The sequence below is a fragment of the Agromyces sp. NPDC029043 genome, from assembly GCF_055564615.1.
In genome coordinates this window covers 42,969-67,025 of the sequence record NZ_JBVHVX010000021.1, presented here as the reverse complement: position 1 = coordinate 67,025, position 24,057 = coordinate 42,969, and the positions used below count along the sequence as shown (strand labels likewise).

The following is a 24,057-nucleotide window of genomic DNA, read 5'->3' as shown; positions in this document are numbered from 1 at the left end:
TGCGCTCTCCATCGAGGCGTCCGCTACGCGAACGCCGTGACGATGTCACGGCGCGATGCCGCTGCGCTCTCCATCGAGGCGTCCGCTACGCGAACGCCGTGACGATGTCACGGCGCGATGCCGCTGCGCTCTCCATCGAGGCGTCCGCTACGCGAACGCCTCGATCGGCGGGCAGGCGCACACCAGGTTGCGGTCGCCGTACGCCTGGTCGATCCGGCGCACCGGCGCCCAGTACTTGGTGCGCACCAGCGAGTGCACCGGGTAGACCGCCTGCTCGCGCGTGTACGGGTGCGTCCACTCCCCCGCGATGACCGACTCCGCCGTGTGCGGCGCGTTGCGCAGCGGGTTGTCGTCGGCCGGCCACTCGCCGCGGCCCACCGCGTCGGCCTCCGCCTTGATCGCGATCATGGCCTCGACGAAGCGGTCGAGCTCGGCGAGGTCCTCCGACTCGGTCGGCTCGACCATGAGCGTGCCCGCGACGGGGAACGACATGGTCGGCGCGTGGAAGCCGTAGTCGATGAGGCGCTTCGCGACGTCGTCGACCGTGACGCCGGTCTCGGCCGTGAGCGGGCGCAGGTCGAGGATGCACTCGTGCGCGACGAGCCCGTTCTCGCCGGTGTAGAGCACCGGGAAGTGGTCGCGCAGGCGTGCCGCGACGTAGTTCGCCGCCAGCACCGCGGTCGCGGTCGCCTGCTTGAGGCCCTCGGCGCCCATCATCCGGACGTAGGCCCAGGAGATCGGCAGGATCGACGGGCTGCCGTACGGCGCCGCCGAGACGGGGCCGCCGTCGTGGGTCACGCCGCCGGCGTGGTCGGCGCGCTGCGCCATCGGGTGGCCGGGCAGGTGGGGCGCGAGGTGCGCCTTCGCCGCGACCGGGCCGACGCCCGGCCCGCCTCCGCCATGCGGGATGCAGAAGGTCTTGTGCAGGTTGAGGTGCGAGACATCCCCGCCGACGTCGCCGAACCGGGCGAAGCCGAGCAGCGCGTTGAGGTTCGCGCCGTCGATGTAGACCTGGCCGCCGGCGTCGTGCACGGCCTGGGTGATGTCCTTGACGTCGTGCTCATACACGCCGTGCGTCGACGGGTAGGTGATCATGAGCGCGGCGATGCGCTCGGCGTGGTCGGCGATCTTCGCCCGCAGGTCGCCGAGGTCGACGTTGCCGAGCTCGTCGCACGCGACCACGACGACCCGCATGCCCGCGAGCACCGCCGAGGCCGCGTTGGTGCCGTGCGCACTCGACGGGATGAGGCACACGTCGCGCTCGGTGTCGCCGTTGGCGAGGTGGTAGCCGCGGATGGCGAGCAGGCCCGCGAGCTCGCCCTGGCTGCCGGCGTTCGGCTGCAGCGAGACGGTGTCGTAGCCCGTGACCTCGGCGAGCCAGCTCTCGAGCTGCTCGATGAGGCCCAACGAGCCGCGCACGTCGGCTTCGGGCGCGAACGGGTGCAGGTTCGCGAACTCGGGCCACGTGACGGCCTGCATCTCGGTCGCGGCGTTGAGCTTCATGGTGCACGAGCCGAGCGGGATCATGCCGCGGTCGAGCGCGTAGTCGCGGTCGGCGAGCTGCTTGAGGTACCGCATCATCTGCGTCTCGGAGTGGTGCGAGTTGAACACCGGGTGCTCGAGGTAGGCCGAGGTGCGGCGCAGCCCCTCGGGCAGGCTCCCGGGCAGCTCGCGGAGCGAGACCGGCACCTCGAGGCGCGGGTCGAACCCGAAGGCCTCGACGACGCGCGAGAGCTCGTCGGCCGTGGTGGTCTCGTCGACGGCGACGTGCACAGTGGCCTCATCGGCCTCCCACAGGTTCAGCCCGAGCTCGCGCCCGCGCGCGACGACGTTCGCGGCGAGGCCGGGCACGTGCACGCGGATCGCGTCGAAGTACGCCTCGTGCTCGAGCGCGAGTCCGAATCCGGTCAGCGCGTCGGCGAGCGCCTTCGCCTTCGCCGCCGTCGAGACCGCGATGTGCCGGATGCCCCGGGGCCCGTGGTACACCGCGTACATCGACGCCATCACGGCAAGGAGAACCTGCGCGGTGCAGATGTTCGAGGTCGCCTTCTCGCGGCGGATGTGCTGCTCGCGCGCCTGCAGGCTGAGCCGGTAGGCGGGATGGCCCGCGGCATCCTGCGAGACGCCCACGAGCCGGCCGGGCAACTGGCGCTCGAGTCCCTTCCGCACGGCCATGTAGCCGGCGTGCGGCCCGCCGAACCCCATGGGCACGCCGAAGCGCTGCGACGTGCCGACCGAGACATCCGCCCCGAGCTCGCCTGGGCTGGTCAGCAGCGCCATCGCGAGCAGGTCGGCGGCGACGACCGCGAGCGCGCCCTGCTCCTTCGAGGCGGCGATGAGCCGCGACGGGTTCCACACGCGGCCGGAGGCGCCGGGGTACTGGACGAAGAGCCCGAAGTGCTCGCCGAGGGCGGCGACATCCGTCGTCTCGTCGAGGTCGGTCACGACGAGCTCGATGCCGACCGCGCTGGCACGCGACTCCAGCAGCGCCCGGGTCTGGGGCAGCGCGTCGGCGTCGACCACGAACCGGTTCGAGCGGTTCTTCGACGCGCGGCGGGCGAGCAGCATGCCCTCGACGACGGCGGTGCCCTCGTCGAGCATCGACCCGTTGGCGGTGTCGAGCCCGGTGAGGTCGGCGACCATCGTCTGGAAGTTGATGATCGCCTCGAGGCGGCCCTGCGAGATCTCGGGCTGATACGGCGTGTACGCCGTGTACCAGCTCGGGTTCTCGAGCACGTTCCGCTGGATCACGGCCGGCGTGATGGTGCCCGAGTACCCGAGGCCGATCATCGACGTCCGCACGGTGTTCGCGTCGGCGAGCTCCCGCAGCTCGGCGAGCGCGTCGCGTTCGGTCGCGGCGGGCGGGATCACCGAGTCGAGCACCTCGTGCATGCGGATGGCGGTCGGCACCGCGGCATCCATGAGCGCGTCGAGCGAGTCGTAGCCGAGCGCGGCGAGCATCCACTCGTGGTCGCGCGGGGTGGTGCCGATGTGCCGGCGCCCGAAGGCGTCGACGTCGAAGGCCGGGGAGGTGCTGGCGGTCATCGTCTTCCTTGTGTTCGTCGGTCGAGGAGCGGGCGCGGCCCGCGTACGAGACCTACTCGCCCGTGAGGGCGCGGTACTCGTCGTGGCTGAGGAGCGTCGGCAGCGACGCGGCGGTCACCTTGATGAGCCATCCCTCGCCGAACGGGTCGCTGTTGACGAGCTCGGGCGAGTCGACGACGGCCTGGTTCGACTCGACGACCTCGCCGTCGACCGGCGCGAACAGCTCGCCGACCGACTTGGTCGACTCGATCTCACCGACGACGGTGCCGGCGGTGATGGCGGTGCCCGCGGACGGCAGGTCGACGTAGACGACGTCGCCGAGCTTCTCGGCGGCGTAGTCGGTGATGCCGATGGTGACGGTCTCGCCATCGACCTTCACCCATTCGTGCTCGGCGGTGTACTGCAGCTCGGCCTGGTCGGTCATCGGATGCTCCTCTGGTGTCGTGCGGTGCGGTGCGGTGCGGTCGTGGTCGGGGCGCTCAGGCGCCGCGCTTGTAGAACGGCAGGGCCCTGACGGATGCCGCGACGCGCGTGCCGCGGACGTCGACGAACAGGCGGGTGCCCGGCTCCGACAGCTCGGGCGACACGAACGCCATCGCCACGGGGTGCCCGAGCGTGGGCGAGAGCGCGCCGGAGGTGACCTCGCCGACCTCGCGGGCGTCGTCGCCGTCGCCGTCGAACACGGCGTAGCCGGCGCGCGGCGCGCGGCGCCCCTCGGCGGCCAACCCGACGAGCACGGGCGCGCCCTCGGCCGGCCCCTGCTCGATCGCGGACCGCCCGACGAAGTCGCCCTCCTTGGCGAGGGCGACGACGCGGCCCAGGCCGGCCTGCACCGGCAGGATGTCGCGGCTCAGCTCGTGCCCGTAGAGCGGCATGCCCGCCTCGAGGCGCAGCGTGTCGCGGCTCGCGAGCCCGCACGGCACGACGCGGGGCCCGCCGGTCTCGCGCAGCGCCTCCCAGAGTCGCTTCGCGCGGTCGGGCGCGACGTAGAGCTCGAAGCCGTCCTCGCCGGTGTACCCGGTGCGCGCGACGAGCACGGGCTCGCCCTCCCACGTGGCCGGGATGGCCCGGTAGTACTTGAGCGCGGCGACCGCGTCGACGAAGTCCTCGCCGTCGTTGCCGGGGCCGTCGATGCCGAACCCCTCGGTCTGCTGCAGCACCTCGAGCGCGTCGGGACCCTGCAGCGCGATGAGCGCGATGTCGTCGGACTCGTCGAACACCTCGGTCTCGAACGGCGCGGTGCGGCTGCGGAGCTCCTCGGCGACGACCTCGCGGTTCGACGCGTTCGCCACGACCATGTAGCGGTCGGCGCCGGTGCGGTAGACGACGAGATCGTCGATGACGCCGCCGTCGCGGCCGAGCAGGAGCGAGTACTTCGCCTGGCCCTCGGCGATGGCCGACAGCTTGCCGGCGAGCGCGTAGTCGAGCGACGCGGCGGCCTCGGGCCCGACGACCACGATCTCGCCCATGTGCGACAGGTCGAAGAGGCCCGCGTGCTGTCGCACGGCGTGGTGCTCGGCGAGGTCGCTCGAATAGCGCACCGGCATCTGCCAGCCGGCGAAGTCGGTGAACGAGGCGCCCTCGGAACGGTGCACCTCGTCGAGGGGACTGCGTCGCTCGGTGGTGCCGGGGTCGGTGGTGGTGCCGGTTGCGTCGGTCACGAGTTCTCCAGGATCGCGCGGATGGCGCGGCGGTGCGCCGCTCGAGAACTCCCCCTCTGTCATGGGCCTGAGAGCTTCGCATCGCGCCCGTGGGGAGCTGTGCTTTCACCTTCGGCGGGATGGCGCCTGCGCGTCATCCGCTTTCCAGAGTCGGCCTCGTCATCGCGGTGATGCGACCTGAGAGATTGGCGGGGAGGCTTGCTCCTTCGGTGCCGGATGGTGCCGGCTCTCCCGCGATGCGTCGATGGCCCGGTATGCGATTGTGCTCGCAGTCTACAGGGTGCGTCACACGATTCGCGTTCGGGTCACCGTGACTGTAAGCTGTCGGCATCGTGACTTAGAGTCGGCGTGACTCTGAGTGGTCGTTCGAGCGAGAGGCGAGCGGATGTCGCAGCACGACGCGCAGGCGCGCCTGGCCGTCTCCACCGTCATCTTCGCCATCTCGCCCGAGGCCGACGGCGACGGCGCCGTTCGCCCCAGCCTGAGGATCCCGCTCGTCCGGCGGCTGCGCGAGCCCGGACTCGGCCGCTGGGCGCTCCCCGGCGGGTGGCTCCCCGTCGACGAGTCGCTCGCCGCCGCCGCCGCACGCACGCTCGCCGAGACGACGGGCCTCGCTCCCCGCTACCTCGAGCAGCTCTACACCTTCGGCGAGCCCGACCGCTCGCCCGGCGAGCGCGTCGTGTCGGTCGTGTACTGGGCGCTCGTGCACTCCGACGAGGTCGAGCGGGCCGTCTCCGACGAGAACGTCCGATGGTTCGACGAGGACGACCTGCCCGACCTGGCCTTCGACCACGCCGCGATCATCGACTACGCGCTCACGAGGCTGCGCACCAAGCTCGAGTACTCGCGCATCGCGCACGCGCTGCTGCCCGAGCGGTTCACGATGGCCGAGCTCCGGGGCGTGCACGAGGCCGTGCTGCGTCGCCGCCTCGACCCGGCCAACTTCCGCCGCACGGTCGAGGCCTCCGGCACGCTCGTCGACACCGGCGAGCGACTGTCCGGCACGCGGCATCGCCCGCCGGCGCTCTACCGCTTCGATCCCGCCCACTCCCCCGCGGCGCCGCCCTCACCGGCGCCTGCGGCGCCGCGCGACGCGGCATCCGCCACCACCGATCCTCGACCCGGCACCGACAGCAAGGACACCCCGGAATGAGCACCACCCTGCCCGTCACCGCACCCGCCACCGGCGACGCCACGCGCGCGGCGGCATCCGTCGACCGCGCCATCCGGCTCATCACGACCGGGTCCACGGCGGGCTCGACCTGCACGCCCGACCTCGCGAAGGGCCCCTGGGAGTTCGACCGCGGGCCGGTCGGCTACGGACCGGGCTCGTCGATGGGCGACGTGATCCCCACCGGCTCGCCCCGCCAGGGCGCCCTGCCGTCCGAGTACCGGGAGGCGTCCGGCACCGAGCTCGACGAGCGCATCCGCGCCGCGAAGGCCACGCTCGGCGACCGCGTGGTCGTGCTCGGCCACTTCTACCAGCGCGACGAGGTCGTGCAGCACGCCGACTTCACGGGCGACTCGTTCCAGCTCGCGAACGCGGCGATGACCCGGCCCGCCGCCGAGGCCATCGTGTTCTGCGGCGTGCACTTCATGGCTGAGACCGCCGACATGCTCTCGCGCCCCGACCAGGCCGTGATCTTGCCGAACCTCGCCGCCGGCTGTTCGATGGCCGACATGGCCGACACGTCGAGCGTCGAGGAGTGCTGGGAGCAGCTCGAGGAGGTCTACGGCGACCTGACGGCGACCGACGCGTCGGGCCGGGTGCCCGTCATCCCCGTCACCTACATGAACTCGTCGGCGGCGCTCAAGGGCTTCGTCGGCCGCAACGGCGGCATCGTCTGCACCTCGTCGAACGCGACGACCGTGCTGGAGTGGGCGTTCGAGCGCGGGCGGCGCGTGCTGTTCTTCCCCGACCAGCACCTCGGCCGCAACACCGCGAAGGCCATGGGCGTGCCGCTCGAGGCCATGCCCATGTGGAACCCGCGTAAGCCGCTCGGCGGCAGCACGGCCGAGGAGCTGCAGGACGCCCGCGTCATCCTGTGGCACGGGTTCTGCTCGGTGCACAAGCGCTTCACGGTCGAGCAGATCGCGCAGGCCCGCGCCGAGCACCCTGGCGTGCAGGTCATCGTGCATCCCGAGTGCCCGATGCCGGTCGTCGACGCGGCCGATGCCGCGGGGTCGACCGACTTCATCGTCAAGGCCATCCAGGCGGCGCCGGCCGGCTCGACCTTCGCCATCGGCACCGAGATCAACCTCGTGCAGCGCCTCGCCGCCGAGCACCCCGAGCACACCATCTTCTGCCTCGACCCGGTGGTGTGCCCGTGCTCGACGATGTACCGGATCCACCCGGGCTACCTCGCGTGGGTGCTCGAGGAGCTCGTCGCGGGCCGGGTCGTGAACCGCATCGAGGTGGATGACGACGTCGCCGAGCCCGCGCGCGTGGCGCTCGAGCGCATGCTCGCGGCCAAGCCGCCGGCCTCGGTGCCGGTTCCCGCGGGCTCGACGATCGCGGCGGCGAGCCGTGCGCGGGCGGCCGATGCCGCGGGCGCGCCGGTCGGGGCCTGACATGACCCGCGTGCTCGTCGTCGGCTCCGGCATCGCGGGGCTGTGGACGGCGATCCGGGCCGCCGAGGCGGGCTGCGACGTCTCCGTGGTGACGAAGGCGGCGATCGGCGACGGCGCGACGCCGTGGGCGCAGGGCGGCATCGCCGCGGCGATCTTCGCGGGCGACGCGGCGTCGCGCCACGCGGCCGACACGATCGCCGCCGGCGCGGGCCTCAGCGAGGCGGCCGCGGTGCGCGTGCTCACCGACGACGGTCCGGCGCGCATCCGCGACCTCATCCGCTTCGGCGTCGCGTTCGACCGCGACGAGTCCGGGCTGGCTCGGGGCCTCGAGGCGGCGCATTCCCGTGCGCGCATCCTCCACGCCGGTGGCGATCGCACGGGGGCGGCCATCCAGGCCGCACTCGTCGCCACCGTCCGACGTCGTGCCGTTCGCGTGCTCGAGCACACGACGCTCGCCGATCTCGTGGTCGAGCACGGCCGTGTCGTCGGCATCCGGGTCGTGCCCGGCGACCGGGCGGATGGCGCGCCCCGCGAGCTGCGCGCCGACGCGGTCGTGCTCGCGACCGGCGGCGCCGGATGCCTGTACCGGCATACGACGAACCCCGATGTCGCGACCGGCGACGGAGTCGCCGCGGCCGCGCGCGCGGGCGCCGAGGTCGCCGACCTCGAGTTCGTGCAGTTCCACCCGACCGCGCTCGCGGTCCCCGGCACGCCGCTCATCTCCGAGGCCGTCCGCGGCGAGGGCGCGGTGCTGCGCGATGCCGCGGGCCGCCGATTCCTGCTCGACGTCGATCCGCGGGCCGAGCTCGCGCCGCGCGACGTCGTCGCGCGCGCCGTGTGGCGACGCATGGCCGAACAGGGCGGCGTCCCGGTCGGGCTCGACGCGACGCACCTCGGCGCCGAGCGGCTCGCCGCCCGGTTCCCGGGCATCGATGCCGCGTGCCGAGCGGCGGGCTTCGACTGGTCGCGCGAGCCCGTCCCCGTGGTGCCCGCCGCGCACTACGCCATGGGCGGCGTCGTCACCGACCTCGACGGCCGCACGAGCCTGCCCGGCCTCTGGGCCGTGGGCGAGGTCGCCCGCACGGGCGTGCACGGGGCGAACCGGCTCGCCTCGAACTCGCTGCTCGAGGGTGCCGTGTTCGCCGAGCGCGCCGCCCGTGACCTGGCGGCCGCGCCGTCCCTTCCCACCCGCGCCACGGCCCCCGCCGCCCCGGCCGGTACCGCCCCCGTCCAGATCGGCGGATATACGATCCGACGCGCCGGTGACGAGGCCGGGATCGACGGGGTGGTGGATCGTATATCCGCCGGGATGGACGGCACGACCGCGTCGGGCGCGAGCGCGGCGGTGGACCGGGGCGAGCTGCAGCAGCTCATGTGGGACCAGGTCGGACTCGAGCGCGACGCGAAGGGGCTCGCCGCGGCATCCGCTCGGCTCGACGGATGGCACGCACCCGAGCCCGTCGACCGCCGCTCCGCGGAAGACCGCAACCTGCTCGAGCTCGCGCGCCTCACCGTGGCCGCCGCGCTCGCCCGCACCTGCAGCGTCGGCGCGCACACGCGCACCGACGCGGCATCCGTCGCCGAGCCCGAACGAGAGGCCGCCTGATGACCGAACCCCGCGAGATCGAGCGCGTCGCGCTCATGGCGCTCGACGAGGACGCGCCGTGGGGCGACCTCACGGGCGAGACGCTCATCCCCGAGTCGGCGGCGGCCACGGCCGAGCTGGTGGCGCGCGAGCCCGGCGTGTTCAGCGGCGCGCGCGTCGTCGAGGCGGCGTTCCGGCTGGTCGACGCGGCGATCGAGGTCGACGTGGTCGCCGACGACGGCGAGCGGTTCGCGGCGGGCGACGTGCTCGCGCGCGTGCACGGCCCGGCGCGCGGCATCCTGCGCGCCGAGCGTGTCGCGCTCAACCTGGTGCAGCGGATGTCGGGAGTCGCGACGCTCACGGCACGCTACGTCGACGCCGTCGCGGGCACTCGCGCACGCATCGTCGACACCCGCAAGACCACCCCCGGCCTGCGCAGCCTCGAACGGCAGGCCGTCCGCGACGGCGGCGGACGCAACCACCGGCGCTCGCTCTCCGATGCGATCATGGCCAAGGACAACCACCTCGCGGTGCTCACCGCGGGCGGCGCCGACCTGGCCACGGCGCTCCGCGACGCGCGCGAGCGGATGCCGCACACCGCGCACCTCGAGGTCGAGGTCGACCGCCTCGACCAGATCGCCCCGGTGCTCGCGGGCGGCGCCGACACGATCATGCTCGACAACTTCACGATCGACGACCTGCGCGCGGGCGTCGAGCTCATCGCGGGCCGCGCGATCGTCGAGGCCTCCGGCGGCGTGAACCTCGACACGGTCGCCGCGATCGCGGCGACCGGCGTCGACGTCATCTCGGTCGGCGCGCTGACCCACTCCGCCCGGGCGCTCGACCTCGGGCTCGATGTCGTGATCGAGGCACCGGACGGCGCGGCGCGGAGGTCGACGTGATCTTCGCCGATCACGCCGCCACCACGCCCGTCCGCCGGGAGGCGCTCGAGGCGATGTGGCCGTACCTGACGGGTGCCTTCGGCAACCCGTCGAGCCGCCACGGCATCGGCGAGGAGGCGGCTCGCGCCCTGGCGTGGGCGCGGGATGAGGTCGCGGCCGTGGTCGGCGCCCGCGCGGGCGACGTCGTGTTCACGTCGGGCGGCACCGAGGCCGACAACCTCGCGGTGAAGGGGCTCGCGCTGGCCGGCCCGCGCGGCCGGCACGTCGTGATCTCGCCCGTCGAGCACGAGGCCGTGATCGAGGCGGCCGACGCGCTGCGCCGCCTGCACGGGTTCGAGGTCGACGAGGTCGACGTCGACGCGACCGGCATGGTCGTGCCCGCGGCGCTCGAGCGCGTCATCCGCCCCGACACGACGCTCGTGTCGGTGCAGCTCGCGAACAACGAGGTGGGCACGGTCAACCCGGTCGGCGAGCTCGCTCGCGTGGCGCACGAGGCGGGCGCGCTCCTGCACACCGACGCCGTGCAGGCGGCCGGGTGGCTGCCGCTGTCGATGCCGGCGCTCGGCGTCGACGCGCTGTCGCTCGCCGGCCACAAGGTGGGCGCACCGAAGGGCACGGGCGCGTTGATCGTCCGCGGGCGCCTGCCGCTCGAGCCCGTGCTGCACGGCGGCGGTCAGGAGCGTGGTCGACGCTCGGGCACCGAGAACGTGGCCGGTGCGGTCGCGTTCGCCACGGCGCTGCGGCTCGCCGAGTCCGAGCGGGCGGATGCCGCGGCGCGCGTCGGCGAGCTGACCACCCGGTTCCGCGAGCTCGTCGCCGCCGCGGTGCCCGACGCCGTTCCCACCGGTCATCTGGTCGAGCGGCTGCCCGGCACGGTCTCGTTCGTCTTCCCCGGAACCGGCGGCGAGGCCGTACTGCTCGAGCTCGAGCGACGCGACGTGGTGGTGTCGAGCGGGTCGGCCTGTGCCGCGGGCAGCGACGAGCCGTCGCACGTGCTCACCGCGATGGGCGTCCCGCCCGAGGTGGCGCAGACCGCCGTGCGGTTCTCGTTCGGCGCGGGCACCGACCGGGCCGATGTCGAGACGGCTGCGGCCGCCCTCGCACAGGCCGTGTCGGCGGTCCGCGATATCGTCGCCTGAGCGCGCCGCGAGCATCGCGGCCCGCCCGGGTCGATGCATGAGCATGCGTCGGCCGAAACGGGAATAGCGCGCGCTGCGGGCCGGTTCCCGTACTCGTCGCCGATCGCGCCATCGCGGTGACGACCGCTCATCCGTCGGCAGACCGACGCGATTCCGCCACGACATCGACACGACGTAGACACGAGACGAACGACGAGCAAGGACGCGCACGTGACCGAACGCACCGCACCAGGCACCGACTCCATCCGAATCCCCGACGAGGCCGACCGCGCGTTCGACGAGCAGGTACTCGCCGCGCGGCCCGAGCACGGCGCCCGCAACACCCGCGTGATCTGGCTGCTGCTCGCCGCGACGTTCGTGGTGTTCCTCAACGAGACGATCATGAGCGTCGCGATCCCGCACCTCGTCGACGACCTCGACATCACGCTCTCGGCGGCGCAGTGGCTCACGACGGCCTTCATGCTCACCATGGCCGTCGTGATCCCGATCACCGGCTTCCTCCTGCAGCGCTTCCCGACGCGGCCGATCTTCGGCACGGCCATGACCCTCTTCTCGGCCGGCACGCTGCTCGCGGCCCTTGCACCGGGGTTCGAGGTGCTGCTCGGAGCCCGCATCGTACAGGCGACCGGCACGGCGATCATGATGCCACTGCTCATGACGTCGCTGATGACGCTGGTCGCGCCGTCCGACCGCGGTCGCTTCATGGGTCGCGTGTCGATCGTGATGTCGGTCGCGCCCGCCGTCGGCCCGGCGCTGTCCGGGCTCATCCTGAACTACTTCGGCTGGCGGTACATGTTCTGGTTCGTGCTGCCGTTCGCGGTGGCGATGCTCGTCATCGGCCTGCGCCGCGTCGAGAACATCGGCGAGACCCGCGTGTTCCCGATCGACGTCGTGTCGGTCGTGCTCTCGGCGATCGGCTTCGGCGGCCTCGTCTACGGGCTGAGCCTCGTCGGCGGCGTCGTCAGCGGACGCTCCTCGGGCGATGCGGCAGCCATGTGGATCGCCCTCGCCGCGGGCGCGGTCGGCATCACCGCGTTCATCGTCCGGCAGCTGCTGCTCCAGCGCCATGACCGGGCGCTGCTCGACCTGCGCACCTTCCGCACCCGGAACTTCGCTGTCTCCATCGCGCTGATGGCGGTGATGATGGCGGCGCTGTTCGGCACGATCATCCTGCTGCCGATCTACCTGCAGGATGTCGCGGGGCTCGAGCCCCTGGCGACCGGGCTGCTGGTGCTGCCGGGCGGCCTCGTGATGGGCCTGCTCGGCCCGACCGTGGGGCGACTGTACGACCGCGTCGGTCCGACGCCGCTGCTCGTGCCGGGCAGCATCGTCGTGAGCGCCGTGCTCTGGTCGCTCACGCTGGTGACCGAGTCGACGCCGCCGTGGATGATCCTCATTGCCCACGTGGCGCTGTCGACGGCGCTGGCGTTCATGTTCACGCCGCTGTTCACGAGCGCGCTCGGATCGGTCGAACCGCACCTGTACTCGCACGGCTCGGCGACGGTCGGCACGCTCCAGCAGGTGGCCGGCGCCGCCGGCACCGCTCTGTTCATCACGGTGATGACCGCGACCGCGGCCTCCGCCGAGGCGGCCGGAACCGCCGAGATCGCAGCGCAGGCCGCGGGCGTGCGGAACGCGTTCCTCGTCGGCGCGATAGTGTCGCTGTTCGCCATCGTCGGATCCACGCTGGTGCGGCGGCCGGCCGACATGGTGCACGGCGCGGGCGGCGCCGCGCACTGAAGGTCGGGGTCTCGGCCGGCGTCTCGTGCGCCGGCCGCGGCTCGGGCTCAGCCGCAGTTCGGGCGGCAGGTGCGCTGCGAGAGCGCGTCGACGAGCACGGTTCCGAGGTCTTCCGGCTTGGAGGCCGAGTAGGCGGCGCCCTTCGTCGCGGCGGCGATCTGCTGCATGGCCCCGAGGTCGGTGTCGGGCCCGAAGCCGATCATGATGACGGCGACCGGCTTCGCGGGGTCGTCGATCTTCTTCAGCTCGGCGAGCAGCTGGTCGAGGTTGAGGCCGTTCTGGTCCTCGTTCTTGCCGTCGGTGATGACGAGCACCGAGTTGACCTTGTCGGGGTCGTAGTTCTCGCGCACCCGCTTCACCGCGTCGAGGGTGGTGTCGTAGAGCCCGGTCGCCCCACCGAGCCGGGCGGGCAGCGAGCCGATGATCTGCTGGATCGCCTGGTTGTGCCCCGAGTCGGCCAGCGGCGCGATGGGCGCGAGGTCCTCGTAGTCGAGGTCGCCGTTGCGCGCCGTCGAGAAGACCCAGACGCCCAGCTCGACCTCGCCCGAGAACTTGGACATCGCACCGACCGCGGCCTGCTGGAAGATGTCGATGCGGCGGAGCCCGTTCTCGGCGGGTTCTTCCATGGATCCGGAGACGTCGATGACGGCGAGCATGCGCGACCGCAGCGTGAGCACCGCCCACGAGCGCAGGATCTCGATCTGCGCCGCATCGTCGAGCTCGGTCTGCGCGCGGGGCGCGTTCCCGGCGACGCCCGGTGCGTCGAGCTCACCCGTTCCGTCGGGTGCCCGGAAGCCGGCCTCGGCGAGGTGCTCGGTCGCCTTCCGCAGCGCGGCCTCGAACGCGTCGAGGTTCTCGCCCGCCGCCTCGCCGAGGCGCACGAACGGGTAGTCGAGCGCAACCGTGCCTTCCGAGGGATAGGCCGCGACGAGGGGCTCTGCGGAGGTGTCGCGATTGTGCTCGACGACGCGCGACTCGCTCGTGAGCACGACGGTCGGCTGCGTCGTCGACGAGAGGGTGGCCATCGCGGCATCGGCCGTCGCCGGGATGGACTTGCCGAGCGCGATCATCGCGCCCGCGAACTGGCGCGGGTCGTCGGGCGAGGACTGCCCGCGCAGGGCGAACAGGCTCGCGAGGCTGGCGGCGGAGGCTTCGGGGTCGGGCAGCAGCGCGGGGAGCTGGCCGGCGAGGACCCGGGCCCAGCTGACCGGTTCCGTGGCGAGCTCCTCGGCATCGCCGGCGGGGGCGGCGAACACGACGGGCGAGGTCGCGATCGACCCGCCGACGGTCAGATCGGGCTCCCCCAGGCCGAGCGAGGTCGCGGTCGTGTCGGTGCGCTCGATCCACACCGATGAATCGGGGATCCAGGCGTCGGCCTCGAGCGTGCCGGCGGCGAGCGCCGCGGTCGTGTCGGCGGAGTCCTGCGCCCGAACGTCGACTTCGACGCACCGCTTGGGGCTCGCCGAGAAGTCGTCGGCCAGTTCGATGACGGCGTTGGCGATCGACGGGTCGGCGACGACGACGATCGGCTCGACGGTCTCGCAGGCCGCCTCGTCGGCCGAGGCGAAGAGCGGGCTGAGGTGCCCGCCGACCCACAGGTAGACACCGGAGGCGACCAGGCCGATCACTGCGACGCCCGCGACCAGGGACAGGATGAACCTGCGGCTCGGCGTCTTCGCCGGAGCTGCGACGCTGTGACGTCCCACGGACACTCTAAGGCGGTCGGCAGCGCCGCAGCGCGCCGATCCCAATCTGAACGGGCTCCCCCGTTCAGGGGGATGGGTGCTGACAGCATACGCAGAAGACGAGCGATGGGCGAACTCGGCGCTCCCCCGGACACGACCGACGCTTTCCGGCCGGTCGTGCGGGAGTTAGGGTCGGCTCATGGACCCCTTCCGGGTGCCGCGATGCTCACTCCGCTCCGGTCCGCGCCGTCCCCGACGGAGGCGACCGTGAACCGGTTCGCGGATCGACGCGAGGCCGGCCGGCGCCTCGCCGAGGAGCTCGGCGATCGCAGGTCCGAGGCGCCGGTGGTGCTCGGATTGCCGCGGGGCGGCGTGCCGGTCGCCGCCGAGGTCGCGCGCGCGCTCGATGCACCGCTCGACGTGCTGGTCGTGCGCAAGCTCGGCCTGCCGCACCAGCCTGAGGTGGCCATGGGCGCGATCGGCGAGGAGGGCGCGGAGGTGGTGAACGACGACGTCGTGGGACTCGGCCGGGTCTCACGGCACGAGTTCGCCGCCGTCGAGCGCCGCGAGCGCGGGGAGCTCGAGGCGCGCGTGCGGCGATTCCGCGGCGATCGGCCTCCGCTGCCGCTCGGCGGCCGGACCGTCGTCATCGTCGACGACGGCGTCGCGACGGGGGCGACGGCGCGCGTCGCATGCCGCGTGGCACGAGCCCGCGGGGCCGAACGCATCGTCCTGGCCGTGCCGGTCGGCGCTCCGGACGCCCTCGCGACCATCCCGGAGGCCGACGAGATCGTCGCCGTGCGCACCCCGCCGCACTTCATGGCCGTCGGCATGCACTACGTCGACTTCCGGCAGACCGAGGACGCCGAGGTGACCCGACTGCTCGATGCGGCGCGCGGCGGCTAAGCACAGGTGACGCGCCCGTGCAACCCCGTACCGGTGTGCCGGGGACTGCGGTTCAGTGTGCATGATCGCGCTCCGATCCCCTGCGGCGCGCAGAAAGGGCGGTTGCACCGTGGACACGAGCACCATCATCTGGATCATCGTCGGCGTGATCGCGCTGGTGGCGCTGGTCGCCATCATCGCGTGGGTCGCGACGTCCGGCCGTCGCCGCGAGGCGCAGCTCGAGTCGCGCCGTCGCGACGCCGAGGAGCTGCGCGAGAAGGCGGCCGAGACCGACGCGGCGGCGCGCGAGCGCGAGGTCAAGGCGATGCAGGCGGATGCCGCGGCTCGCCAGGCGCAGGCCGACGCCGCTGCGGCGCAGCTCGAGGCCGAGCGACTCGCCGGCGCCGGTCGCGAGCACCGCACCGACGCCGAGCGACTGCGTGCCGAGCAGGCCGAGCAGGCCCAGCGCGCTGCCGCGGTCGACCCCGACACCCGCGCGCCCGGTGAGTCGCGCACGGCCGGAGCGGATCGTCCTGCGACCGACGAGCACGGCAACCCGCTGACCCACCCCGCTCCCCGCGACGAGCAGCGGCCGGCACCGGCCCGCGGGCCGGTCGACGAGCACGGCAACCCGGTCGACACCGAGCACGGCGACGCCCCACGCCATTCGCGCGGCGCTCGACGGGGGGCCTACTTCAGCAACCGGGATCGCACGCGGTCGGCGAGCGGCTTGCCGCCGGTCTGGCACGTCGGGCAGTACTGGAAGGTCGAGTCGTGGAACTCGACCTGTCGGATGGTGTCGCCGCACACCGGGCACGCCTCACCCGTGCGACCGTGCACGCGAAGCCGACGTCGCTTCGCATCCTTCAGCTCGGCGGCGGGCTTGCCGGACGCCTCGTCGAGTGCATCGCGGAGCGTCTCGCGCATCGCCGTGTAGAGGCGCGACACCTCGTCGGCGTCGAGCGCGGCGGCGAGCTTGTACGGCGACATGCGCGCGGCATGCAGGATCTCGTCGGAGTACGCGTTGCCGATGCCGGCGAGCACCGACTGGTCGCGAAGCAGCCCCTTGAGCTGGGTGCGGCGGCCGGCGAGGATGCCCGCGAATTCCTGCTCGGTGAAGTCGTCGGTCATCGGGTCGGGGCCGAGCCGCGCGATGCCCGGCACCTCGGCAGGGTCGCGCACGACGTACACCGCGAGCGACTTCTTGGTGCCCGCCTCGGTGAGATCGAAACCGGCGCCGTCGTCGAGACGCACGCGCAGGGCGATCGGCGACTTGCCCGGCCGCAGCACGGTCGCGGGAAGCTCGTCGTACCAGCGGAGCCATCCGGCACGTGCGAGGTGGAAGGCCAGGTGCACCGGCGGCTCGGCCGGCGACGCGGACGGCGCGGCCCCGGCTCCGCCCACCTCGAGGTCGAGGAACTTGCCGTACCGCCGGACGGCGGTGATGGGCCGGCCCTCGATGGCGTGCAGCGGCGGGTCGAACGTCTTCAGCGCCGCGATCGCGGCCACGCGGGCCGAGGCGACGGCATGACCGACGGCGCGCTCGCGGAGGAACCCGGCGAGCGCCTCGACCTCGGGCATCTCGGGCATTCGCCCATCGTCCCATCCGCCGCCGACATCCGCACGCGAACGCTCAGCTCCCGCCGCCGAGGGCCGGCGCGGCATCCATCGCGTCGCCGTCGATCGCACGCAGCGCGTCGACGAGCTCCGGACGGATCTGCAGGCCCTGCACGGAGTTGGCGGCCATCATCAGCCGGTTCAGCCAGCGGCGGTCCAGGCGCCGATCGTCGTCGAGGTCGTACCGGATCACGATGGGCATCGTCGGGTTCACGAGCACCTCGTCATGTCCGCCGTCGGGCGTCGTCCAGCCGATCAGGATCGGCTCGTGCACCCGCAGCTTGGCGATCATCACCGCATGGACGTGTGCGAGCACGTCGTCGGGCAGGTCGATGTTGACGATGCGTCCGAGGTCGAGAGTTCCCAAGGCTGGGATCCTTCCGGTGCGGGGGCGGGGGTCGGGCGGCCGTGCGAGAACAGGCCAGGCCGTCGGCCCTCCCGGACGAACCGGGATCCGCGGTCGAACGCTCGCGGGGGCCGACGGCCTGTGGCGGGCTTCGGGGACCCGCGCTGACAGTTCTAAGCCCGTCTCCGGATTCGAGGGAGGGACTTGACACGGAGATACCCACCGTGCTGGGCCATATGATCACGCTGTGGACCCCGACATCGCCCGCAGCACGCTGCGACTCGACCCCGCCCTCCCCCTCACGCCCGAGGTGATCGAGCGCGCCTACGCGCACGAGGCCTGGGAGCGGCATCCGTCGCGGTACCCCGAGGGCGAGGCGAAGCAGGCGGCCGAGGCGTGGGCCGGCACGCTCGCCGACGCCCGCGCGTCGCTCCTCGCCGCGGCGACCCGGCCGACGGCACCGACGTATGGCGCGCCCGCCCCGGTCGCACGTCGCGGCCCCTCGCGTGGGGCGGTCATCGGCATCGTGGCCGGCGGACTCGCGCTCGTCGCCGTCCTCGTGATCGCCGGCGTCGTCGCGTTCCAGCTGGCCCGGCAGTTCGGCGAGCAGCTCGTTCCGCCGCCCGTGGCCGAGCAGACCGAGCCCGGCGGCGAGGTCGAGGGCGGCGACGCCACCCCCGAGGCGTCCGACCCGAACGTCGATCGGATGGAGGCGAGCGAGACCTTCTACACGTTCCCCGCCGCCATCGAGTTCTACTCCGACGGGCGGTACGGCCACCTCTGCGGCGGCGAGCATCTCGAGGGCTGCTGGGAGATGGCGCTGTTCACCGAGGCCGATTGCGCCGCGCTCGAGATCGACCTCGGGTTCGCGAACGACATCGATGCGCTCCGTCCAGAGGAGACGCGCACGGTGAACGAGGCCGATGTCATCGCCGGCGAGGCGACCCCCGTCGTGTTCGGCAACGACGCGTACGACTACGGCTGGGTCGAGAACGTCCGCTGCGGCGCGTCCTGACGGGCCGGGCCGCTGGGCTCACGCGGTGCGCCGCGTCGAGCAGCGAAGTCACCCGCCTTCAGTTTCCCGTGCCCGCGGCCTGAGACCGCGCTACCCTGAGCGCGAGTGGAGGTGCTGCCGATGGCGCTCGCGCTGGAGGCCGGCACCGCGACGGTCAGCGAGATCGTGGTGCCGATCCTCGTCACGGTGCTCACCGTGGCGGGCGCCCTCGTCGCGCCGCGGCTGAACGCCTCGGCCGACGATCTCAAGCGCGCCGAGCAGCTGACGAACGTGCTCGACGGCATGGCAGAGTCGCCCGATCGCGACCTGGTGCGGCAGGTGCGCGACGACCATGCCGCGTCCTGGGCGCTCCGCGAGGCGGCGCCCACGTTCACGCGGCTCCGTGCCGCCGGCCTCGCCAGCTACTACGCGGGCATCCTGGTGCTCGTCACCGGCGCGATCCAGCTCATCCTGGCCCCCGGCTACCAGTGGTGGTTCTGGGCGTGGTACGTCGTCGGTGCGGCGCTGCTCGCGGTCGGCGGCGTCATCGGTCACCTCCGGTCGATGCGGCGACGCGAGTGGATGAGCGCCGAGCGTCGCCGCCGCGGCCTGCGTCCGCCGGTCGGCTCGCGCCTGTTCCGCGCGGTCGCGAGCGAGCCCGAGCGACGGCGGTACCGGGAGACGCTCGACACCGACTGGCGTCGCAGCGCGGGCGACGCGACCTCCGCTGCCGACCGCACCCCGGAACCGGGCGAGTGAGCGTCCAGCATGCGCTGCCGGACATATGCGTTCCCATAGGGTGGCCGAATGCTCCGACAGCTCGTCTCCCGCGTCTACTGGGCCTTCAGCAGGTGGACCCTCGCGGGCGAGCCCGCGCCCGGCCGCCCGTCGGTGCTGATCGGCGCGCCGCACACCTCGAACTGGGACTTCGTACTGATGCTCGGCATCGCATGGCGGTACGGGATCGACATCCGGTGGCTCGGCAAGGCCAGCCTGTTCGCCGGATGGCGCGGACCGATCATGCGCCGCCTCGGCGGCATCCCGGTCGACCGTTCCGATCCGAGCCGCGTCGTGGCCGAGGTCGTCGCCCGCATCCGCTCGGGCGAGGTGTTCGGGCTGGTCGTGACACCGGATGGCACGCGGGGCGCGAACGAGTACTGGAAGTCGGGCTTCTACCGGATCGCCCGCGAGACCGGCATGCCCGTGACCCTGGGCTTCGTCGACCGCACCACGATGACCACCGGCCTGGGCCCCACCTTCGAGCTCACGGGCGACGTCGCCGCCGACATGGACCGCATTCGCGCGTTCTACGCCGACAAGTCGGGAGTGCGACCGCACCTCCGCACCGAGCCGCGTCTGCGCGACGAGACCGCCGGCGGCACGGCGGCCGCGTGACGCTGCCGCGCTCTCGGCCCCGCTAGTCCTCGAGCCGGAAGCCGACCTTCAGCGTCACCTGGAAATGCGCCACGTCGCCGTCGGCGACCACGCCGCGCGTCGACACCACCTCGAACCAGTCGACATGCCGCAGGGTCGACGTCGCCCGGGCGATGGCATTGCGGATCGCGGTATCGGTGCCCTCTGGCGAACTCCCGACGATCTCGGTGACGCGGTAGACGTGATCGCTCATTTGCCGGCTCCCCACCCCCGCTCCGTCGCGGGATGCCTCGACCCTAGTCGCACTCCATCGCTCGGCGACAGGCCCCGGCACCACTACTCGCTCGCGAAGTCGAGCTCGGACTCCGCGATCGCGATGACCGACCAGGTGCCGCCGTCGGCATCCGTGAACTCGTACGCCGGCACGACCAGCACGCTGCCGTCGGGCTGCCACTGGCTGGCGAGCCCCAGACGGGCCTCGACGATCTCGACGTCGGCGACCGGCCACGAGACCACGCTGCCGGGGCTCGGCGCGGCGGGCGGCTCGGTCGGCGGCACCCACTCGTCGGTCGTGACGGCCGCGTCGCGCAGCGCGATCGGCAGTGCGGTCATCTGCGCGCCGAAACGCGGGTCGGAGAGCCGCTCGAACGCCTCCTGCTCGCTGACGACCGGGTAGTCGCCGAGCGCGAAGAGCTCGGCGAGCGCGCCCGAGGCGCTGACCATCCCGTCGTTCGAGAGCTCGACGGTCCACGCCTGGTCGATGCGCTGGCCGTCGACCACCGGCCACGCCTGCGCGGACCGGGTCACGGCGCCGTCCCAGGTCTCGGACGTGAACTCATAGCCTGACGGATCGCGGCCCGTCGCGGACAGCAGGGAGCGGAGCGCATCGACGGCCGCCTGCTCGCTCGGGAGGTCGCCTGCAGGCTCGCACGTCTCCGCACCGTCGGCGCACTGCCAGGGGTTGAGGCCCGGGTCGGAGTACCAGAACCCCAGCGTGCCGTCGAGTGACACCCCGAGGGTCGGGCCGCTGCCGTCCTGCGGGCCCACGGTCCACGAGCCGTTCTCGAGCCGGGGCGTGCCCTCGACGCCCAGCGCCGCGGCGAGCGCCGCGATCGTGCCGGCATCGGATGCCGCGCGCGCATCGAACGCGAACGTCGCCGCCGTGCCATCCGACGTCGAGAGCCCCGACGCGCTGAACGAGTTGCGACCGGCACCGTAGGGGTAGATCATGCCGCCGACGCCAGGTCCCGACATCTTGAGGTCGCCGGTCGAGGGCTCCGGCATCATGCCCTGTTCCGTCGTGGCGGCGTCGGCACCGGTCGGCAGCGAGATGGGCGGCGCTGCGCCGCCGGCGAGGTTCGTCGTGCCCCCGGTCGCCGAGCCGACGCCGTAGCCGACGGCGCCCACGACGAGGAGCGAGGCCGCGACGGCCGCGAGCGTGGTCCAGGCCGGTCTCCGGCGAGCGCGTTCCGAGCCGAGGTCGGTCACGGGCGCGGCACTCCCACCGGGTGACCCGGCCGCGGCGTGGACGACCTCGTCGGCGAACCCGTCGCGCGGCTCGAGCCCGGCCGCGGGGTCGGCGGCGCGCAGTCGGTCCAGCGGGTCGCGCTGCTCGTCGTCGTCCATGTCGTTCACCCTCCGTGGCATCCGGTCTCACCCATGCATGTGTGCCGTGGTCGTCGAATCTTGCACGCGGCAGGGCTCAGAACGACATCCGCTCGCCCCACGCCTCGCGGAGTCGCGTGCGGGCCCGCGAGAGCGCGGCGTCGGCGCCCGACCGGGAGATGCCGAGCACCTGCGCGAGCGCCTCGCCGTCGAGGCCTTCCCACGCGTGCAGGAGCAGGATGCGCCGATCGCGTTCGCCGACGCTCAGGAGCGCGCCGCGCAGCTCGGCGTCGAACAGCGCGCTGAGTTCCGGGTCCTCGCCGACACGCGCCTCGGCGGTCTCGGGCACCTGGTCGACGGGCAGGTCGACGAGCTTGCGCCGGTGGTTGGCGAGCGTGAACCCGGCTGTGCGGTACAACCACGGCAGCACCGCCTCGCGCGGCACGTCGTCGCGGCGCCGCCACGCGGTCGCGAACACGTCAGCGGCCAGGTCCTCCGCGTCCTGCCGCGGCCCGCGACGCGCGAAGTACCTGACGATCGCGGTCGAGTGCGCGTGCACGACCGCGGTGAACCACGCCAGGTCATCGCCGCGCTCGTCGCGCTCGGCGTGCTCCTCGGCATGCGGCTCCGCGCGGTCGGGCATCGGCACTCCCCCGGTCGTGTCGTCGGCTGCGGCGTCGGTGCTGGCGATCCTCACACCCTGACTCTGTCGCGACTGACGCGAGTCTTGCACGGCTCCCCGCGCCCGATGGTCACGGACCGGTCACGAGATGACCGGAGGAGCACTGCCGGAGCAGGCGCAGTTGCCGTAGCCTCCGAGGAGGGCACCGGTCCCGCGCGGACTCCCAGGTGAACGAAGCGCTGACAGGGATGAAGGGTGGACGATGACCCAGTACATCATCTACTTCAACCAGCAGTGGGTGGGCAACCACCCCGAGGAGTGGATCATCGAGCGCGGCCCGCTCGCCGCGGCGGTCGTGGAGGAGATGAAGGACGCGGGCGTGTATGTGTACGCCGGTGGGCTGGAACACCCCGACACGGCCTTCAGCGCCGACGCGACGAGCGGCACCCTCGAGATCACCGACGGGCCCTTCCGGGTGACCGAGGAGTTCCTCGGCGGCCTGACGATCGTGGATGTCGCGGACGACGAGGCGGCGAAGGCGTGGGCCGGGAGGGTCGCCGAGGCGTGCGGGTGGCCCCAGGAGGTCCGACGGATCGGCTGATCCGATCCAGGGCCGGCGATTACTCCCCCGGGCCTACACGTTGAACCGGAACTCGACCACTTGTGGTCTAGGGTCGGCGTGAACGGCCGGGCGGCCAGCCGCGCTTCAGCGATCGGATGGAGTACAGCGCGTACGCGGTCAGAAGGACGATGATGAGTCCGAACGCGAACATCGCGCTGCCCACTGTGCCCTTGCCCCATCGTCCCCCCAGATCGACATCCGAACGCAGGTTTCCCCCCGCGCTGACCCAGAAGTCGACCAAGGCGAACGTCATGACCACGATGATCAGACCGATCACGATGACGCCCGCGAGTTCGCCGTACCAACTGGCATGGCTCCCGCGCCCGTTGGGCCCCTGCTTCACGTCTGGCCAGAGGTTGCCTGGAAGCGGAACTCGACCATTATTCGCTCCAACTACCGAGCGGCCACGGCTCGTACTTCACATCGGCGAAGTCAGCGACCTCAGCGCCCAAGCGTGCCGCGATGTCGACGCCGTCGTCGCGCCACTTCTCGCGCGCCGCATCACTCTTCCAACCATCGAACGGGTCGAAGCTCGAGTCCCACAGAGCGTTCCACTCGGCCATGTCTCGCGCCAGCTCCTCGGACAATCCGTACATGTCTGGCGTCGTCGAGTACCCGACATCCCACGTCGGAGTCGAGTTCTCCCAAAGGGGCCATTTACGGCCGTACTCCGGGAACAGGCGGATCACACGGCGTGCCGGAGGAGTGTTGCGCATACCCGTGAGACTAGAACGCGAGCGTTGCGACGAGATGCCTGACTGTGACGAAACTCCACCGTTCCAACACGGGGACCTCTCGCGCCACGATGACCTCAGATTTCGAGCACGCTGACGCACTCGATTCGCGCCTCACTCGATCCGATGAACTCAAGCACCAACGAGATTGCGAAATTCGCGCGGCTGATCATCCAGCACGTCGTCAGTGTTGTCCTTTGGGTACGAGGTCGAGCGAGGCGCTCACGGCTCCGGCCAGCCGGCCGGATTGCTCCCCGACTCGTAGCTGAGCGAGAACCGCTCACGTTCCAGTTCCCAGATCGCGTACTCCTCCATTCCCTGAGCGATGGATGCATCCAGGGCGACGTAGAGGAGAAGCTCGCCGATGCCTTCTGACATCCGCACCGGGAGCCGCCCGTCGGCGATCGCGGAATCCCATGCGCCCTTGCCCATGCTCACCACGTCGGCTCGTGCGTACAGGAAGACATCCTCGCTGACGAAGCCAATGCCGTACGGGTCGTCGTCCCTGTACCGGAGCAGGCGGCACTCGTCGTCGAGCGCGTAGAGCGACAGCGCGAGACGCGCGTCGAACGCGACCAGGTCGTCGATAGGGCGCTTCGCGAGCGCCTCCGACAGGCGACGGAAATCGTCCTCGGCGTGGCCGCCGTCCATCACCTCGATCAGCTCCCAGAACTCGACCTCGGGCATCGCGACCGCGAGCGCGCTCGCGACCGCGGGGTCGGTTTCCTCTAGCGTGCCGCTTCGGCACCCCTCAGCGTCGCCCTGCCATAGGTCGTCCCCCGGGTTCACCACCGAGAACCGATCGCGCGGAGTACTGATGGCTGAACCGGCATCGCCCGAGCATCCCGTGAGAGCCAGGGCAGCGAGGACGGCCGCGGCGGCCGACCACAGCAAGGATCTGGGAGTGCGAATCACGCGACATTCCTACCA

The 24,057-nt window shown here is 72.4% G+C and carries 24 protein-coding genes and 2 riboswitches; of the genes, 11 read left to right on the top strand and 13 right to left on the bottom strand.

Annotation, left to right across the window (positions count from 1 at the left end; translation table 11 throughout):
- Window positions 1–147: 147 nt before the first annotated feature.
- The 3 genes from gcvP to gcvT are packed head-to-tail and all read right to left on the bottom strand — an operon-like array spanning window position 148 to window position 4,706.
- The gene (gene gcvP / locus ACZ4TW_RS20280) at window positions 148–3,045 is read right to left on the bottom strand and encodes an aminomethyl-transferring glycine dehydrogenase (RefSeq protein ID WP_465545752.1); all 2,898 of its coding nucleotides are present in this window, start codon (window positions 3,043–3,045) and stop codon (window positions 148–150) included.
- Between the two features lie 52 nt (window positions 3,046–3,097).
- The gene (gene gcvH, locus ACZ4TW_RS20275; protein ID WP_465545750.1) at window positions 3,098–3,469 is read right to left on the bottom strand and encodes a glycine cleavage system protein GcvH; all 372 of its coding nucleotides are present in this window, start codon (window positions 3,467–3,469) and stop codon (window positions 3,098–3,100) included.
- A gap of 55 nt (window positions 3,470–3,524) precedes the next feature.
- Entirely contained in the window at window positions 3,525–4,706 is a 1,182-nt protein-coding gene (gcvT, locus tag ACZ4TW_RS20270; protein WP_465545748.1) for a glycine cleavage system aminomethyltransferase GcvT, read from the bottom strand.
- A 46-nt stretch (window positions 4,707–4,752) separates the two neighbouring features.
- A riboswitch (glycine riboswitch) is annotated at window positions 4,753–4,860 on the bottom strand.
- Window position 4,861: 1 nt separating this feature from the next.
- Window positions 4,862–4,950, bottom strand: a riboswitch (glycine riboswitch).
- A 141-nt stretch (window positions 4,951–5,091) separates the two neighbouring features.
- On the opposite strand from gcvT, the gene ACZ4TW_RS20265 reads away from it, so the two are divergent.
- The 6 genes from ACZ4TW_RS20265 (at window position 5,092) to ACZ4TW_RS20240 (ending at window position 12,643) form a co-directional block, all read left to right on the top strand.
- Complete coding sequence (locus tag ACZ4TW_RS20265) at window positions 5,092–5,859, top strand: NUDIX hydrolase (RefSeq protein ID WP_465545746.1); 768 nt, start codon at window positions 5,092–5,094, stop codon at window positions 5,857–5,859.
- The gene (gene nadA / locus ACZ4TW_RS20260; protein ID WP_465545744.1) at window positions 5,856–7,277 is read left to right on the top strand and encodes a quinolinate synthase NadA; all 1,422 of its coding nucleotides are present in this window, start codon (window positions 5,856–5,858) and stop codon (window positions 7,275–7,277) included. Before ACZ4TW_RS20265 ends, nadA begins: the two co-directional genes overlap by 4 nt.
- A 1-nt stretch (window position 7,278) precedes the next feature.
- Window positions 7,279–8,883, top strand: a complete 1,605-nt coding sequence (gene nadB / locus ACZ4TW_RS20255) for an L-aspartate oxidase (RefSeq protein WP_465545742.1) — start codon at window positions 7,279–7,281, stop codon at window positions 8,881–8,883.
- Window positions 8,883–9,764, top strand: coding sequence for a carboxylating nicotinate-nucleotide diphosphorylase (gene nadC / locus ACZ4TW_RS20250; protein ID WP_465545740.1), 882 nt, complete (start codon window positions 8,883–8,885; stop codon window positions 9,762–9,764). Before nadB ends, nadC begins: the two co-directional genes overlap by 1 nt.
- The gene (locus ACZ4TW_RS20245) at window positions 9,761–10,903 is read left to right on the top strand and encodes a cysteine desulfurase family protein (RefSeq protein WP_465545738.1); all 1,143 of its coding nucleotides are present in this window, start codon (window positions 9,761–9,763) and stop codon (window positions 10,901–10,903) included. Before nadC ends, ACZ4TW_RS20245 begins: the two co-directional genes overlap by 4 nt.
- A gap of 210 nt (window positions 10,904–11,113) precedes the next feature.
- On the top strand, window positions 11,114–12,643 hold the full coding sequence (locus ACZ4TW_RS20240) for an MDR family MFS transporter (protein WP_465545736.1): 1,530 nt from the start codon (window positions 11,114–11,116) through the stop codon (window positions 12,641–12,643).
- Window positions 12,644–12,690: 47 nt separating this feature from the next.
- On the opposite strand, the gene ACZ4TW_RS20235 is transcribed toward ACZ4TW_RS20240, so the two are convergent.
- Window positions 12,691–14,349, bottom strand: a complete 1,659-nt coding sequence (locus ACZ4TW_RS20235; RefSeq protein ID WP_465545735.1) for a substrate-binding domain-containing protein — start codon at window positions 14,347–14,349, stop codon at window positions 12,691–12,693.
- 246 nt (window positions 14,350–14,595) lie between these two features.
- Between ACZ4TW_RS20235 and ACZ4TW_RS20230 the strand changes: the two genes are divergently transcribed.
- Window positions 14,596–15,234 (top strand): phosphoribosyltransferase, encoded by a 639-nt coding sequence (locus tag ACZ4TW_RS20230; protein WP_465545733.1) that lies wholly within the window; start codon window positions 14,596–14,598, stop codon window positions 15,232–15,234.
- 52 nt (window positions 15,235–15,286) lie between these two features.
- Here the strand turns inward: ACZ4TW_RS20230 and ACZ4TW_RS20225 are convergent, their stop codons facing one another.
- Genes ACZ4TW_RS20225 through ACZ4TW_RS20215 form a run of 3 tightly spaced genes read right to left on the bottom strand, consistent with a single transcriptional unit; the run spans window position 15,287 to window position 17,197 of the window.
- Complete coding sequence (locus ACZ4TW_RS20225) at window positions 15,287–15,880, bottom strand: hypothetical protein (RefSeq protein ID WP_465545731.1); 594 nt, start codon at window positions 15,878–15,880, stop codon at window positions 15,287–15,289.
- 23 nt (window positions 15,881–15,903) lie between these two features.
- Window positions 15,904–16,803 carry an Fpg/Nei family DNA glycosylase gene (locus tag ACZ4TW_RS20220; protein WP_465545729.1) on the bottom strand — a complete coding sequence of 300 codons (900 nt, stop codon included), beginning with the start codon at window positions 16,801–16,803 and terminating at the stop codon, window positions 15,904–15,906.
- A gap of 43 nt (window positions 16,804–16,846) precedes the next feature.
- Window positions 16,847–17,197: a DUF7882 family protein gene (locus ACZ4TW_RS20215; RefSeq protein ID WP_465545727.1), complete on the bottom strand. Its 351-nt coding sequence runs from the start codon at window positions 17,195–17,197 to the stop codon at window positions 16,847–16,849.
- Between the two features lie 226 nt (window positions 17,198–17,423).
- Here ACZ4TW_RS20215 and ACZ4TW_RS20210 point away from each other — a divergent pair, with 226 nt between their 5' ends.
- From ACZ4TW_RS20210 to ACZ4TW_RS20200, 3 genes are all read left to right on the top strand, one after another.
- A complete protein-coding gene (locus ACZ4TW_RS20210; RefSeq protein ID WP_465545725.1) occupies window positions 17,424–18,191 on the top strand; it encodes a hypothetical protein in 768 nt (255 codons plus the stop codon).
- A gap of 120 nt (window positions 18,192–18,311) precedes the next feature.
- The gene (locus ACZ4TW_RS20205; protein WP_465545723.1) at window positions 18,312–18,929 is read left to right on the top strand and encodes a hypothetical protein; all 618 of its coding nucleotides are present in this window, start codon (window positions 18,312–18,314) and stop codon (window positions 18,927–18,929) included.
- A 48-nt stretch (window positions 18,930–18,977) separates the two neighbouring features.
- Window positions 18,978–19,565 (top strand): 1-acyl-sn-glycerol-3-phosphate acyltransferase, encoded by a 588-nt coding sequence (locus ACZ4TW_RS20200; RefSeq protein ID WP_465545721.1) that lies wholly within the window; start codon window positions 18,978–18,980, stop codon window positions 19,563–19,565.
- Between the two features lie 22 nt (window positions 19,566–19,587).
- Here ACZ4TW_RS20200 and ACZ4TW_RS20195 read toward each other — a convergent pair whose 3' ends face one another.
- The 3 genes from ACZ4TW_RS20195 to ACZ4TW_RS20185 all read right to left on the bottom strand — a co-directional run bounded on the left by ACZ4TW_RS20195 (window position 19,588) and on the right by ACZ4TW_RS20185 (window position 21,846).
- Window positions 19,588–19,797: a dodecin gene (locus tag ACZ4TW_RS20195; RefSeq protein ID WP_465545719.1), complete on the bottom strand. Its 210-nt coding sequence runs from the start codon at window positions 19,795–19,797 to the stop codon at window positions 19,588–19,590.
- Window positions 19,798–19,880: 83 nt separating this feature from the next.
- Window positions 19,881–21,170, bottom strand: a complete 1,290-nt coding sequence (locus tag ACZ4TW_RS20190) for a hypothetical protein (RefSeq protein WP_465545717.1) — start codon at window positions 21,168–21,170, stop codon at window positions 19,881–19,883.
- Between the two features lie 76 nt (window positions 21,171–21,246).
- Window positions 21,247–21,846, bottom strand: a complete 600-nt coding sequence (locus tag ACZ4TW_RS20185; protein WP_465545715.1) for an RNA polymerase sigma factor — start codon at window positions 21,844–21,846, stop codon at window positions 21,247–21,249.
- A gap of 187 nt (window positions 21,847–22,033) precedes the next feature.
- Between ACZ4TW_RS20185 and ACZ4TW_RS20180 the strand changes: the two genes are divergently transcribed.
- Window positions 22,034–22,372, top strand: coding sequence for a YciI family protein (locus tag ACZ4TW_RS20180; protein ID WP_465545713.1), 339 nt, complete (start codon window positions 22,034–22,036; stop codon window positions 22,370–22,372).
- 67 nt (window positions 22,373–22,439) lie between these two features.
- Here ACZ4TW_RS20180 and ACZ4TW_RS20175 read toward each other — a convergent pair whose 3' ends face one another.
- From ACZ4TW_RS20175 to ACZ4TW_RS20165, 3 genes are all read right to left on the bottom strand, one after another.
- Window positions 22,440–22,646, bottom strand: coding sequence for a hypothetical protein (locus ACZ4TW_RS20175; protein ID WP_465545712.1), 207 nt, complete (start codon window positions 22,644–22,646; stop codon window positions 22,440–22,442).
- Window positions 22,647–22,773: 127 nt separating this feature from the next.
- Entirely contained in the window at window positions 22,774–23,109 is a 336-nt protein-coding gene (locus ACZ4TW_RS20170; protein ID WP_465545710.1) for a hypothetical protein, read from the bottom strand.
- A gap of 240 nt (window positions 23,110–23,349) precedes the next feature.
- Window positions 23,350–23,916 (bottom strand): DUF4240 domain-containing protein, encoded by a 567-nt coding sequence (locus ACZ4TW_RS20165; protein ID WP_465545708.1) that lies wholly within the window; start codon window positions 23,914–23,916, stop codon window positions 23,350–23,352.
- Window positions 23,917–24,057: the final 141 nt, after the last annotated feature.